Source organism: Sphingomonas sp. P3_C6 (genome assembly GCF_056402595.1).
This window is the reverse complement of sequence record NZ_JBFUHB010000043.1, coordinates 15,109-27,448: the sequence shown is the minus strand read 5'-3', so window position 1 is coordinate 27,448 and position 12,340 is coordinate 15,109. Positions and strand designations below refer to the sequence as shown.

At 64.7% G+C, this 12,340-nt stretch carries 12 protein-coding genes and 2 pseudogenes; 7 read left to right on the top strand and 7 right to left on the bottom strand.

The window, feature by feature from the left end:
- Positions 1-262, top strand: a pseudogene (locus tag AC1DT7_RS23145) (IS3 family transposase); the annotation flags it as partial.
- Positions 263-315: 53 nt separating this feature from the next.
- Here the strand turns inward: AC1DT7_RS23145 and AC1DT7_RS23140 are convergent.
- The 7 genes and pseudogenes from AC1DT7_RS23140 to AC1DT7_RS23110 form a co-directional block, all read right to left on the bottom strand.
- Positions 316-402 (bottom strand): annotated as a pseudogene (locus AC1DT7_RS23140) (hypothetical protein); the annotation flags it as partial.
- 206 nt (positions 403-608) lie between these two features.
- The gene (locus AC1DT7_RS23135) at positions 609-776 is read right to left on the bottom strand and encodes a hypothetical protein (RefSeq protein WP_478038542.1); all 168 of its coding nucleotides are present in this window, start codon (positions 774-776) and stop codon (positions 609-611) included.
- Between the two features lie 311 nt (positions 777-1,087).
- Positions 1,088-1,288 carry a hypothetical protein gene (locus AC1DT7_RS23130; RefSeq protein WP_478038540.1) on the bottom strand — a complete coding sequence of 67 codons (201 nt, stop codon included), beginning with the start codon at positions 1,286-1,288 and terminating at the stop codon, positions 1,088-1,090.
- A gap of 179 nt (positions 1,289-1,467) precedes the next feature.
- Complete coding sequence (locus AC1DT7_RS23125; protein ID WP_478038538.1) at positions 1,468-2,421, bottom strand: FecR family protein; 954 nt, start codon at positions 2,419-2,421, stop codon at positions 1,468-1,470.
- Between the two features lie 35 nt (positions 2,422-2,456).
- Positions 2,457-3,005 carry an RNA polymerase sigma factor gene (locus AC1DT7_RS23120; protein WP_478038537.1) on the bottom strand — a complete coding sequence of 183 codons (549 nt, stop codon included), beginning with the start codon at positions 3,003-3,005 and terminating at the stop codon, positions 2,457-2,459.
- A complete protein-coding gene (locus AC1DT7_RS23115; RefSeq protein WP_478038544.1) occupies positions 3,002-3,631 on the bottom strand; it encodes a secretin and TonB N-terminal domain-containing protein in 630 nt (209 codons plus the stop codon). Before AC1DT7_RS23115 ends, AC1DT7_RS23120 begins: the two co-directional genes overlap by 4 nt.
- Before the next feature lie 131 nt (positions 3,632-3,762).
- Complete coding sequence (locus AC1DT7_RS23110) at positions 3,763-4,434, bottom strand: energy transducer TonB family protein (RefSeq protein ID WP_478038535.1); 672 nt, start codon at positions 4,432-4,434, stop codon at positions 3,763-3,765.
- A gap of 173 nt (positions 4,435-4,607) precedes the next feature.
- On the opposite strand from AC1DT7_RS23110, the gene AC1DT7_RS23105 reads away from it, so the two are divergent.
- The 6 genes from AC1DT7_RS23105 to AC1DT7_RS23080 all read left to right on the top strand — a co-directional run bounded on the left by AC1DT7_RS23105 (position 4,608) and on the right by AC1DT7_RS23080 (position 12,258).
- Positions 4,608-5,543, top strand: coding sequence for a helix-turn-helix transcriptional regulator (locus AC1DT7_RS23105; RefSeq protein ID WP_478038534.1), 936 nt, complete (start codon positions 4,608-4,610; stop codon positions 5,541-5,543).
- Between the two features lie 397 nt (positions 5,544-5,940).
- Entirely contained in the window at positions 5,941-7,497 is a 1,557-nt protein-coding gene (locus tag AC1DT7_RS23100; protein WP_478038532.1) for a ShlB/FhaC/HecB family hemolysin secretion/activation protein, read from the top strand.
- The gene (locus tag AC1DT7_RS23095) at positions 7,497-9,245 is read left to right on the top strand and encodes a DUF2341 domain-containing protein (RefSeq protein ID WP_478038531.1); all 1,749 of its coding nucleotides are present in this window, start codon (positions 7,497-7,499) and stop codon (positions 9,243-9,245) included. Before AC1DT7_RS23100 ends, AC1DT7_RS23095 begins: the two co-directional genes overlap by 1 nt.
- A gap of 12 nt (positions 9,246-9,257) precedes the next feature.
- Positions 9,258-9,665, top strand: a complete 408-nt coding sequence (locus AC1DT7_RS23090) for an ExbD/TolR family protein (RefSeq protein WP_478038530.1) — start codon at positions 9,258-9,260, stop codon at positions 9,663-9,665.
- Positions 9,665-10,396, top strand: a complete 732-nt coding sequence (locus tag AC1DT7_RS23085; RefSeq protein WP_478038528.1) for a TonB-dependent receptor — start codon at positions 9,665-9,667, stop codon at positions 10,394-10,396. The genes AC1DT7_RS23090 and AC1DT7_RS23085 overlap by 1 nt, the downstream gene beginning before the upstream one ends.
- Positions 10,397-10,446: 50 nt before the next feature.
- The gene (locus tag AC1DT7_RS23080) at positions 10,447-12,258 is read left to right on the top strand and encodes a putative porin (RefSeq protein ID WP_478038527.1); all 1,812 of its coding nucleotides are present in this window, start codon (positions 10,447-10,449) and stop codon (positions 12,256-12,258) included.
- Positions 12,259-12,340 lie beyond the last annotated feature (82 nt).

Here is a 12,340-nt window from a genome sequence, read left to right as displayed (position 1 = left end):
CGAACGTGCTGCGCAAGTGGATCCGCGAAGCGGAAGGCGACCCTGGATCGGCGTTTCCCGGCCACGGCAACATGAGGCCAGAGCAGCTTGAGATTGAGCGGCTGCGCCGCGAGTTGGCTCGGATGAAGGCGGAGCGCGACATCCTAAAAAAAGCGGCGGCCTACTTCGCGAAGGACTCGATATGAGGTTCGCCTTCATCGCGAAGCACCGGGGGATCTGGCCGGTATCGTGGATATGCGAGGCGCTCGGAGTCTCGCGCGCAGAGAAGAACATCTTGAAGACCTGCTCACGGTTCTCCGGCGCGATGCCGCGGCCATTGTCTTCGAACGCCATCGTCGGCGGTCCTGCAGAAAGGTTAATCCGGATTTCGGGCTTGAACGACGGCTCTCGCTCGGCGCGCATATCCAGCCAGTAGACCGAATTGGAGATAAGATTCTCAATGATCTGCACGACCATACCCGTCACCGCCCGGCTCCGCAGCGGCTTTGACGGCAAATCTAGCACCGGGGTAATCTTGTGGCGCTTGAACTGGGCATGATGCGCCTGGATCGCGTCCCGAATGGCATCGTCTAGCGAGAACAACTCAGACCGTTGACGGCCAGAAACGCTCATTGGATCAAACACCCGGACCCGCTGCTGACGCTTTTCATCTCAGTTTGTAGCGTGTTGAAATAGCTGCGCAGTCGGTCGGGAACATCGGCACCTTTGAGGTTGGCAAGGGCTTTCAGTGCATTCTCCGATGATCTCGCGAGCTCATGGGCGACGACCTCGACCATGTCCGCAATGATCTTCAGTGTTCATAAGAGGTTCGTCTGAACGATGGTCGGTTCAGCGAAGCCACAGTCGTCTTCCGGACCGGCTGTTATCGGCGCGCAAACTGCCAGGTCGATCATAGGGGCAACTGGCGGTCGCGGGTCGGTGCGCATGTCACCCTTATTGCTGCTTCATCGATATACTATTCCGCCAGCCTCTGCTCTGAGATGAGGGGCATTTGGCCGTCCGGTTGCGTCTTTAAGTCTTTAAGTCTTTAAGTGGGCATCACTCGTTCTCCGCGTGGCGATGCCGGCCCGCTTGGCGACCGCCTCGCTCAGCCCGTACCGAGTATTTCCGAGAGGCGGCCAACCAGAACCGCGCGCTTGTCGCTACCGAGGCGTTCCAGGTTGCGCAGTTTCCACTGCACTGCGGGAAGCTTTGCCGCATCCTCGATGACGAGCGCTGCCCAGTCCGGATCTCCCTTCTTGAAACCGAGCAGGAAGGCTCGGTGATTCTGCGGCATCTGTCCGATCATGGCGGCGATCATCGCCTCGCGTGCCGCCGAGCACCAGCACCTCGTTGTTTTCGCGGGGGCGGGCCTTTCAGTGTCTGCGGCTGGAACGGCGGATCATATCCTGTGCGCTCGCCGGGCATTCGCCCGCGCGCGGCAGTTCAGGCACAGGTCGCCACCTGGTCGGCGCAGAGGAGGTTCGCTCAACCAAGCAATACGACGCCACCGGCGACATAGCGCGCACGCACATTCACCAACTGTTCGATCTGCGCGACGGAGTTTTCAATCTGCGAAATATGGAACACCGCATTGAGTGGCACCCGGCCCAGCGCTGGATCGGTAAGCACGATGCGGCCTGTACGATAGAGATTGATCTGGTCGACGACTGCGGCAAGAGGCGTGCCCTCGAACACGAGAAGCCCCTTTCGCCAAGAACTCTCCTTCGCGGCATCGACGGCATTGCGGCGCGTCACCCCGTCAGATCCGATGGACAGCGCCTGGTTCGCGGCTAGCGTCGACAACCGCCCTCCGACCTCGCAGCGCACCTCGCCACGCACACAGGCGACGCGCTCATGGCTTGTCAGAGCCTGGACATTGAACTCGGCATCCTGCGCGCGGATGCGCACGCTAGCTGTTTCAACCTTGAAGACGCCCGCCGCTCGTTTCGAGGCGACATAGGATTCGCCTGAGACAAGCCGAATTCCACGTCCACCGTCGATCAGCGAGACGGCAGTACGGGAGCTCAACTCAACATCGACGCCGGCGACTGGATGGATCTCAAGCCGGCCGCCGACCGAGGTCCGATGGTCTGCCATCAACTCGGCGTAGGACGGCCATAAGCCGAGAGGCGGACGCGCGACACCTACGCCAAGGAGCAAGGCCAGCGCTCCGCCCCCGCCCGCCGAGAGGAGCGCGCGCCGATTGACCGGTCTTTTGGTATGGGCAGCGACAAGCGCATAGCTGCGGACATCGGCGACCTCGCGAAAAGCCGCTTCGTGCGATGGGCTCTGCGCACGCCACCACGCCAGGCGTTCAGCATCCTCGTCGGTGGCGGTGCCCGAGACAAGCCCAACGACCCAGTCAGCCGCTTCCTCGATCAGGCGCTCGTCCGGCACCGCACCAGATCCCGTCGTCATCGTGGATGCAGCCCCGGCCATATGTTCGCCGCCGTTCTCATCTGATTGTCCCCCGTTCATCGTGTAGACACCCGCGATGCGCCGCGAACGAAAGGATTTTTGCGGCGCGACTTGCGGGCGCAGTGAAGAATCGCTTCGCGCAGGTCCATTTGGATCATCCGCACGCTCACTCCGTACTGCTCTGCCAGCTCTTCGTGCGTGACGGCGCCGGTAAAGCTCTCGGTGAAAATGTGGCGTTGCCGCGGCGTAAGGTCGGCGATCACCTTCCACACATGCGCTAGCTCGCTGCGGCCCATCGCAATGCGTTCCGGCCCGGGCGCGTCGTCGGCGACATTCATCAACTCCTCGATCTCGGCGCTGCCAAGGACTCGACGCTGCGTTGATGCCAGGTTCGACGCCGTGTTGATCGCCGCACGATACAAATAGGCGTCGGGATCGCTTACGGGCGCGAGCTCGGCCCCATCCTGCAGTTTCAACCAAGTCTCATGGAGGGCTTCGCCGGCGAGATCAGGCGATCCGAGGCGAGCGGCCAGGCGCTCGCGCAAATGGACGTAGTGCTCGACCAACGCGTCCCGGAGCGTCGCGCGGGTGGACTTGACCATCATGGCCTCGTGCCGTCGCGGCGGGGGGCTCGATCAGCGGGCCGATCGGACGACACTTCAAAAGCCAGGGGGCTTGAGAGGTCTCTTGGCGGAGGCTGCGACAGCGACCGTCCGGTTAAAGTGCGCACTACGTGTTCGTCCCACGCCGCTTCACTGCTGGGACGTCTCACGGTCACTTGGCGGATGAGGCCATGCGGATCGACTAAAATGCCAATCTCGAGGCGAAAGGCTCGCCCTTGATAGGCGCGATCTGCGCGAAGCCACTCGCGCACCTCGCTTTGGACCACCATTGCGTATTGGCGGTGACCGGTTCGATTACGGGTCCCGACGATCACCGGCGCTCGCACTTCCGCCATGCCCAGCCTGAGGGATGGCGTAGCGCTGGTGCCGCGCCGCGGTGCGCTGACTTCCGATGTTCCGGGCTCGAAGATGATCGCGGCACGCGGACCAGTGAAGCGCGCCGCGAGACCAGTGCCTTCAAGGAGCATTTGCAGAGCAACCGGCGCCGTATAGTCGCCATGAACATCCCTCGATCGACGGTTTGCGGCCAGGCTTTGCCGGTAAGCGATATCTACCCCGCTCACAGTGGCGAACTCTGCAAGAGCGCTAGCAAGCGGCTGAGGCACCATGTCGAAGCGGTGGGTGCCAGGTGGTATTTGTGCCGGCGCGGAACCGGCGTGCAGCAGCAAACAGACGACCAGGGCGACTGCGGTGACGGTGCTGCCGATCCTTCTCGCACCTTCGTGATGACTCCACGCCTTCATCCCAACCGGAAGGTCACCGGCAGGCTGACATCGATCTCACTCGGCCAGCTTCGAGGAAGGGCGGGAAGTGGCTGGGCACGCAGGATCGCGGCCAGCGCTTCGGCATCAAGGTCGCTGACGCCTGAACTGGCTTCGACCCAGGCATCACGGACGCGGCCCTCCTGTGTCATCCGGAAATAGATAGTCACGACACCTTCGCGGCCCGCCGAACGGGCGCCGGATGGGAAAACCCTATACCGCGCCAAATGACTCTCTAGACGCTGGCGGTAAGCTGTCACTTCCGAGCTCGGTAGATCGGCCATTTGCCGCGCGTCGCCACGCTCTTCGCTGGACGCAGCGAAATCGGACGTCGCCGTTCCAGAAGCATGGAACTTTTGTGAAGGCTTTTGCACACCCTTTGCCCCCGGCGGGGGCGGCGGCAGCGAGACTTTGGACGTAGGCCCCGGCTTGTCCAGACTATTATCGCCACGTGAACCACCGGCGCGCTCCAAGGGGATCAGCTCCACAACCAGCACTGCGCCGTCGTCACCCGCCGTCGGCCCGCTCAGCGGGACGCCTTGCTCGCTCGCGTAGAACAGCGCCAGACCCACGGCGAGATGCACAGCGCCTGAGAGCAAGAATCCTGCGATACGACTGCTGATATCTGGCTTGAGTCCACCCGTTGTCACGCCTTTGTCACCTTTCCCCGCTCGCTTAGCCGGTGAATATCAAGCGCGTGTGACACTCTAAGCAGAGGTGCCAGAACCGGCTTCCGGGACGGCGCGGTCACAAAAATCGCGGGGAAAGCAAAAAGCGTTTCGTTCGCATGCGCGAGAGCGGTCTTCCCAATGAGGACATAGGTATGCACACGCTCGAACCGACCACCACCCCCGCCCGGACCGGGCAGCCCGCGCTGTTGCAGCGGCGGAGCGACGCGTCGCGTGCGGGGTTGTGCGCTGCAGGGTGGTCGTCGGTAGCGGACGCACGCTTCGAGCTCGGCTCCGCCAATGCCGCGTTCCGGCAGTTTCCGGCGCAACGCGCCATCGCGTTGGCTCCCAGTGACAGCCTTGTACATGTCATTGTTCCACTGCGGGGATCCGTCGTCGCCGTGACGGCCGACGACACGTATGAAGCCGGGGAGGGCGGCGCACTCCTTCTTGGACGCGCCGAGCGCGCGAGCTGTGTATGGCAGGGTGGCTCGGTGGGTCTGTTCCTCAACATCCCCCGTTCCGTGATCCAGGCTGCTGCATCCCAGCTGTTTGACGAACCGCGTCGCCTCGCGAGCTTCGTATCGGCGTTTGACTGGAGGGACCGTCCGATCTGGACGGTAAAACCGAGTGCCCACCTTGCCGCGAGTCATCGGTCCGACGAAGCTGGCCACGAGCTTCAGAGCGCGCTTTGTGTGAGCCTGGTCCGCGCGCTGGAGATGGCCGGTCTCGCGAGAGCCGCTTTCCCGGTCGCCAAATCGGTTCTCCGTGCACTCGAGCATGTGCGGCGTCACCCGCAGGAACCGTGGGCCGTTGAGGATTTGTCGCCGATCGCCGGCGTGACCGCGGCCACCCTGCGCAAGAATTTCCGCTCCTGCCTGGGTCTGACCATTACGCAGGTCGTGCGCGACGCTCGCCTTGACTGGGTGCGAGATCGATTGGGCAGTTGCAATGAAAGTCGCTCCGTTGGTCAACTCGCACAAGCGGCGGGCTTTGGCACCGCCGCCATGCTTGCACGTGCCTATCAGCAGAGGTTCGCGGAGACGCCGACGCAGACACGAACGAACGCCTTCAGGCAGGTGCGCGAATAATAACTCCGTTATGCGCGGGGAATGGCAAGTAAATATGCCGCTTCGAAAGCATTCGAAGCGGCTGTTTCTCGTTATGTGCAAAACTATTTTGTCATTGCTCAGCATATAGGTTTTTGATATGTCAAAATAATTGGCAAGTCTATGGCTGTTGTCTCACGACTGGTGTCACGTAAATTACATATAACCTAGCACTGACTGGAAGAAACGCATCATTCTTTGTGCGGTGCCGCATTAATACTTGAGGGTGCGGTTGGCTAACCGGTAAGGCCCACCCGTCGGGAGGTGATAGCGCAGCACAGCGCCCCACCCGCAGCAGTGACGTGGCAGTGTTTTCTGCCGGCGGGGGGAAATGGTTTTGAGGACGGTACGAGAACGTTGGCGCCGGACGCCCAGCCTGGTGGCGCTTGCGTTTGCCTTGGGCGCGGCCAGCACTGCGGCGTCGGCGCAGGAGGCAGCTCCTGCGGCGCAAGCGCCAGCCGCCAACTTCGAGATACGCGCCTTTGCGGTGCGCGGCAACACGGTGCTGCCGGCTGATGCGGTTGAGCGTGCGATCTATCCGTTCACGGGGCCCGGCAAGACCTCGGAAGATGTCGAGGCTGCGCGGGCCGCGCTGCAGTCTGCATTCGAGAAAGCGGGCTATATCGCGGTGTCAGTATTCATCCCCGAGCAGTCGGTGGAGGGCGGCATCCTGAATCTGGAGGTGCAGTCGCAGGCTATCGGCCAGGTCTTGGTCGAGGGCACCAAGCGTAAGGACGCGATCCGCGCACAGGCGCCGTCGTTGACGCCAGGCCAGACGCCCAACCTGCCCGAGTTCCAGCGCGATGTGGTCGCGCTCAACCAGAACCCGAGCCGACGGGTCACTCCGGAGCTGAAGGCCGGAGTCGCGCCGGGCACGCTCGACGTGGTGCTGACGGTCGAGGAGAGCTCGCCGTTCCACGCCTCGGCCGAGCTGAACAATTTCTCCTCGGCCGCGACGACGGCCCTCAGGGCGTCCGGTACACTGCGGTACGACAATATGTGGGGCCGGGGCGACAGCCTTTCGATCTCGGCGCAGACCGCGCCGCGCCGGACCGAGGACGGCACGGTGCTGTCGGGCAATTACCTGATGCGGCTTGGCCAGGGCACGCAGCTGATGGTATACGGCGTGCACTCGGACAGCGATATCGCGGTGGTCGGCGGCACCAGCGTCATCGGCAAGGGCAACATTGTTGGCGCCCGGTTCATCCAGTCGCTCGGCAGCCGCGAGGGTTTCTATCATGCGCTGACGCTCGGCATTGACTGGAAGGACTTCTCCGAGGACGTGCTGCTGGGGGCCGACCGGGCCTCGGCGCCAATACAATATTTCCCGATCACCGCGTCGTGGCGCGGCGACTGGAACACCGATGGCCGCCAGAGCGACATCACGCTCTCGACCGTGTTCGGCATCCGGGGCTTGGGTGATGGCTGGGAGCGGTTCGACGCCAAGCGCTACCGGGCGCGGCCGAGCTTCTTCTCGGTCAAACTGGACGCCTCGCACACCGAGGACATTTTCTACGGTCTGCAGTTCAATAGCCGTCTCTCTGGCCAATGGTCGCCCGATCCGCTGATTTCGAACGAGGGCTTCAGCCTTGGTGGCATGTCCTCGGTGCGCGGCTATTACGAGTCCGAGGGGCTCGGCGACTATGGCTTCGCGATCCAGACCGAACTCCGTTCGCCCGATTTCGGCCCGCGTATCGGCGGTCCGGTGGATGCGCTGCGCGTGCATCTCTTCTTGGACTCCGGTCTGGCCGCGATCCATCAGCCGCTGCTCGGCCAGGACAATGACTTCCGGATGTCGAGCATCGGTCTCGGCGGCCGTGTCCGCCTGTTCAAATATCTCAACGGCGCGGTCGATCTCGGCACGCCGCTCGTCACCGGCCCGGACAGCGAGTCCGGGTCGATCTTCGCTCGCTTTCGTTTTTGGGGGGAATTTTGATGTCTCTAACCGCACGCTTGAAAAAGGGCGTTCTCGGGGGCGTCCTCGCCGCCGCGGCGCTCACCGCCTTCGCAACGCCTGCCTATGCCTGGTGGGAGCCGGACTATGCGTACCGCACGAAGATCAACCTGAACGTCGCCGCCGCCGGGATCACCGGCGAGGTCGCGCGCGCGCCGGTGCTGGTGCGGCTGCATAGCGGCAATTTCAGCTTCAAGGACGTCAAGGCCGACGGCTCGGATCTGCGCTTCGTCGCCGGGGATGATCGTACGCCGCTGAAGTTCCACATCGAGAAGTGGAGCCCGCAGGAGCAGCAGGCGCTGGTCTGGGTCGATGTCCAGGGGCTGACCCCCGGCACCGCCTCAGCGATCTATGCTTATTACGGCAACAAGGACGCCAAACCCGGCCAGGACGTCGCCGGCACCTTCGGTCCGGACTATAAGCTGGTGTATCACTTCAACGCCGCCGGGAGCCCACGCGACGCCACCGCCAACGGCGCCAACGCACAGGGCGGCGAAGGCCGCAACGCCGGCGGCCTGATCGGCAACAGCCTGGTCCTTGACGGCACGACCCCGATGGGCCTGCCGGCATCCGCGTTCGCCGCCGGCCCGCTGTCGGTGAGCTTCTGGGTCAAGCCGACCGGCGATGGCACGATCTTCACGCTGCCAGGCAGTGTCGGCCTTGTCGCTCAGGGTGGCCAGCTGTTCATCGACGCGGGTGGCACGCGCAGTACCGGCGCGGCGCTGCCCGCGGGCACCTGGGCCCATGTCGCTTTGGCCAATGACGGTGCCAAGAGCGTGCTCTACATCAACGGTCAGCCTGCCGGCGAGACTGCCGGCGCGCTGGGCGCCGCCACCGGCAGCGCGGCGGTCGGCCAGGGCTTTGCCGGCGAGGTCGACGAGTTCCGGGTCGCCGGTGTGGCGCTGCCGCAGGCGGCGTTCCAGCTTGCTGCGGCATCCGAAGGGCAGGGCGCCAAGCTTGTGACCGCCGCCACGGCCGAGCAGGTCGAGACCGGCGGCCATAATTACTTCGGCATCCTGTTCGCGGCGCTGACGCCCGATGCGTGGGTCGTCATCGGCATCCTGGCGGTGATGCTGGCGCTCGCGATCTGGGTGATGATCTCCAAGGGGCTGCTGCTCAGCCGGGTCGGCGCTGCCAACGAGGATTTTCTCGACGCGTACGGCCAGCAGGCACGGCGGAGCGGCGACCATGACGGATTGCCGGCATTCGATCCGGGCAAGGGTGCATCGAGCTCGACGCTCGGTAGGCTCTATCAGATCGGCCGGCGCGAACTGACCGATCGCCTGTCCGAGGGCCGCTCTTCCGGTAGCCGCTTCGCGATCCGCGCGCAGTCGATCGCGGCGATCCGGTCGGCGCTCGATGCGGGCCAAGTCCGCGAAAGCCAGAAGCTCAATAAGCAGATGGTGCTGCTGACCATCGCCATCTCGGGTGGTCCGTTCATCGGCCTGCTCGGGACGGTGCTGGGGGTGATGATCACGTTCGCGAGCGTCGCCGCGGCCGGTGAGGTCAACATCAATGCGATCGCCCCCGGCATCGCCGCAGCACTTCTGGCGACCGTTGCCGGCCTTGCGGTCGCGATCCCGGCGCTGTTCGGCTACAATTATCTGCTCAGCCGCGTCGAAGAGATCACCGCCGACAACCAGATCTTCGTCGACGAGCTGGAGAAGCGCATCGCTGAGACCTGGCAGGACACCGACGGTCGTACCCCAACCGCCATCGCGGCCGAATAGGGGGATCGGACGATGCAGATCCAGGGCAAAAAGCCGTATAACGAGATCAACATCACGCCGCTGGTGGACCTGACCTTCGTGCTGCTGATCATCTTCATCCTGCTCACCACGGCGGCGGTGCAGGGCATCAAGGTGGATCTGCCCTCGGCATCGTCCGCCAAGACGCTGAATGCGCCCAAGAGCCGAGTAATCGCGGTCACCAATGACGGCACGATCTCGATCGACGCGGTGCCGGTGTCGCTGGCCGAGCTGGAAAGCGAACTGCGCACCAGCATCGCCACCACACCCGACCTGGCGGTCATCCTGCGCGGCGACCGGGCGGTCCAGTATGACAAGGTGATGCAGGTGCTCGACCTGTGCTCCAAGGTCGGCGTGCCATCGCTCGGCATGGCCTCGACCCGTCCGCCAGGGGGCGCGTGATGGCCGCCGCCGCCCTGCGTGAAACCGACATGTTCGGGGGTCCCGGCATGGGGCCTGACCGGCCGCGCCGGCGCAAGCGTTCGCCGGTCACGTTCGGCCGGGTGCTGGTGGTGCTTGGCGCCCTGCTGGCGGTTGCGCTGGTCTATATGCTGGCGGGCCGGGTGACGGTCAGCGAGCGCCCGAACGAGATGAAGACGACGACGGTGATCCTGCCGCCGCCGCCGCCACCCCCGCCGCCGCCAGACATCAAGCCCGTCGAGAAGCCGCCCGAGCCCAAGCCGATGCCAATCGAGCAGCCGGTGACCGATACCCCGCCGCCGCCGACCCCGGATGCACAGCCGGTCGCGGGAGATAGCGCCTTGACGGCGCGCGAAGGGGCCGGGCCGAGTAGCTATGGTCTTGCCGTCGGCAACGGCGGCGGCACCCGGATCGGTGGTCGTCCCGGCGGCAGCGGCGACGGTTTTGCCGCCTATGCCAATGTCGCGCTCGCCGGCGTGCGCCAGGCGGCGCAGGGCGACCGCGAGCTGTCACGCAGCCGCTATACGGTGCGGCTTGCGGTCACGGTCTCGCCGGAAGGCCGGATCAACAATGTCCGTATCCTCGCCGGCACCGGTGATGCGCGCCGCGATGCCCGGCTGATCGCGACGCTGAGCGGTGTCCAGCTTTCGCAGCGACCGCCAGCCGGCCTGCCGGTGATGCGGATCGAACTCAACGCCCGATCGGGAGCCTGATGCACATGGCCCAGCTTACCGACGCTTCAACTCCCTGGGGGAAAAGTCCAATGACCGTTCACGCCGTTCGCCACCGCCTCAAACCCGCGCTGCTGGCCTGCGCCGCGAGCCTTTCGCTTATCGGCTTCGCGCACCCCGCGTTGGCGCAGGATGCCCCCGCCGGCCAGGCGACCATTGTCGATCCGCGGCTGCTCGTCGAGCAGCTGGTGGCCGAGGGCGTCATCACGCGCGCACAGGCCGATCGCATGATCGCCCGGGCGACGGTGCCGGCGGCGCCACAGCAGGCGGCGCAGGCGCTGCCGCCCGTCCAGGGCGGTATTGCCGCCGATGGCGCGCAGATCGTGCCCTATGTGCCCCAAGTGGTGCGTGACCAGATCGTTCAGCAGGTTCGTACCGAGCTCGGTCAACAGGCCCAGGCCCAGGGCTGGGCCAAGCCCGGCGAGACGCCCGAATGGACCCGCCGGATCCAGCTCTACGGCGACGTCCGCATGCGCGCCGAAGGCCGCTTCTACGACAAGGGCAACTCCGATATCTTCACCAATTATGGCGCGGTGAACCAGGGCGAGCCGCAGAACATCAACGATGCGACCCCGGGCTGGATCGCGCCCCCCTTCATCAATACGCGCGAAGACCGCCAGCGCTTCCGCCTGCGCGCGCGCCTGGGCGCCCGCGCCCGGATTGCGGACTGGGTCTCGGCCGACATCCGCATCGCCACGGGTTCGGACAGCTCGCCCATCTCCACTAACCAGACGCTGGGTGCCGAGACCGGCACCGGCAAATACCAGCTCTGGCTCGATCGGGCCTCGATCCGCCTGACCCCGGTCAAGGACGTCAACATCGACATCGGCCGCTTCGCCAATCCGTTCTGGACCAGCGATCTCATGTTCGACAATGACATGAACTTCGACGGCGTCGCCATCTCGGGCAGCGGTGCGGTGAACGACAGCCTTCGCCTGTTCGGCACCGCCGGCGCGTTCCCGGTGTTCAACACCGACCTGAACTTCGGCTCGCGCAACGCCCCGGTCGATAGCGCGACGACGGGCCCCTATAAGAGCCAGGACAAGTATCTGTTCGCCGCGCAGGCGGGGGTCGAGTTCAAGCCGACCGAGCAGATCGGCGTGCGCCTCGCGGGCGCCTATTTCCGCTACACCAATGTCGAGGGCAAGGTCTCGGCACCTTGCCAATATTACGAACTGACCTGCTCGACCGATGCGACGCGGCCGGCGTTCCAGCAGTTCGGCAACACCATGTTCCCGATCCGCAACATCGTGCCCGATCCCCTCAACCCGGTCACCAGCCCCGAGAACCAGTATTTTGGCCTCGCCTCGAAGTTCGAGCTGCTCCACGTCCGCGGCGCGGTCGATTATCGCCCCTCGGACAGCTTCGGTGTTCGCCTCGAGGGCGACTATATCAGGAACCTGGGCTGGAACCGCAGCGTGGTCGCGGCGCGCGCGGTCAACAATCTCGGCCCGGACATCCAGGTGCCGAACCCCAGCACCCCCAATCCGAACGACACGATGCCGGCGCCTGGGCCCTATGCCGGCGGCGATACCGGCTGGCAGGCACGCCTGTCGGTGGGTTCGGTGCTGAACCTCAACGGGATGGGCGACTGGACTGCAAAGCGCGGCGACTGGAACGCCGTCGTCGCCTACCGCCATCTGGAATCGGATGCGATCGTCGATGCCTTTGCCGATAGCGACTTCCATATCGGCGGCACCAACGTGAAAGGCTGGCAGATCGGCGGCAACTACGCGATCGCGGCGAACACCATCGTCGGTCTGCGCTGGCTGTCGGCTGAAGAGATCGCCGATGCGCCGTTCAGCGTCGATCGCGGGTTCATCGACATCATGACGCGGTTCTGATCGATGTCGACCGCGACGCTCCTCCTCTGCGCGACCTGGTTGCGGCAATCACGCCGCGACCAGGCTGCGCGGACGGCCCCGC

Excerpts from the sequence above, each read along its gene's own strand:
- AC1DT7_RS23135 (WP_478038542.1), bottom strand. The coding sequence starts at position 776 with ATGGTCGAGGTCGTCGCCCATGAGCTCGCGAGATCATCGGAGAATGCA.
- AC1DT7_RS23130 (WP_478038540.1), bottom strand. The coding sequence starts at position 1,288 with ATGATCGGACAGATGCCGCAGAATCACCGAGCCTTCCTGCTCGGTTTC.
- AC1DT7_RS23125 (WP_478038538.1), bottom strand. The coding sequence starts at position 2,421 with ATGGCCGGGGCTGCATCCACGATGACGACGGGATCTGGTGCGGTGCCG.
- AC1DT7_RS23120 (WP_478038537.1), bottom strand. The coding sequence starts at position 3,005 with ATGATGGTCAAGTCCACCCGCGCGACGCTCCGGGACGCGTTGGTCGAG.
- AC1DT7_RS23115 (WP_478038544.1), bottom strand. The coding sequence starts at position 3,631 with ATGGTGCCTCAGCCGCTTGCTAGCGCTCTTGCAGAGTTCGCCACTGTG.
- AC1DT7_RS23105 (WP_478038534.1), top strand. The coding sequence starts at position 4,608 with ATGCACACGCTCGAACCGACCACCACCCCCGCCCGGACCGGGCAGCCC.
- AC1DT7_RS23095 (WP_478038531.1), top strand. The coding sequence starts at position 7,497 with ATGTCTCTAACCGCACGCTTGAAAAAGGGCGTTCTCGGGGGCGTCCTC.
- AC1DT7_RS23090 (WP_478038530.1), top strand. The coding sequence starts at position 9,258 with ATGCAGATCCAGGGCAAAAAGCCGTATAACGAGATCAACATCACGCCG.
- AC1DT7_RS23085 (WP_478038528.1), top strand. The coding sequence starts at position 9,665 with ATGGCCGCCGCCGCCCTGCGTGAAACCGACATGTTCGGGGGTCCCGGC.
- AC1DT7_RS23080 (WP_478038527.1), top strand. The coding sequence starts at position 10,447 with ATGACCGTTCACGCCGTTCGCCACCGCCTCAAACCCGCGCTGCTGGCC.